This window comes from Niveispirillum sp. FG148 (genome assembly GCF_057809655.1).
Genome location: NZ_JBMDKJ010000079.1, coordinates 1 through 511, shown reverse-complemented (window position 1 = coordinate 511; position 511 = coordinate 1). Strand labels below are relative to the sequence as shown.

Genomic DNA, 511 nt, shown 5'->3' with positions numbered 1-511 from the left:
CCCGCATAATCCTGCAGGCCCGTCGTCGTGACCGACTTCAGCGACACGGTCGAACCGCCGACCGACAGCAGCTTCAGCGCACTGGTAGCGCCAACGGCCCCATCCAGGGCCACCTTGCCCTTGCCGGCATCGACCAGCAGCGCGTAGGCGCCGTTCACGGCACCCGTCACCTTCACATCATCGCCGCCATTGCCGGCCGTGACGATGGCGCTGTCGGCCGCCAGGGTCACCGGCCCGCCGACGCGGATACCACCGCCGACCGTGCTGACCAGATCGCCGGCCAGGGTCACGGCACCCGCATAATCCTGCAGGCCCGTCGTCGTGACCGACTTCAGCGACACGGTCGAACCGCCGACCGACAGCAGCTTCAGCGCACTGGTCGCGCCAACGGCCCCATCCAGGGCCACCTTGCCCTTGCCGGCATCCACCAGCAGCGCATAGGGACCGTTGATGGCCCCCGTCACCTTCACATCATCACCGCCATTGCCAGCCGTGACGATGGCGCTGTCGG

Annotated in this window: 1 protein-coding gene; it reads right to left on the bottom strand. The window is 68.3% G+C overall.

Going from position 1 to position 511, the window contains the following annotated elements; all coding sequences use genetic code 11:
- Nucleotides 1-511 (bottom strand): hypothetical protein (locus ACODTW_RS28280; protein WP_488949557.1); only part of this gene is annotated, 511 nt, incomplete at both ends.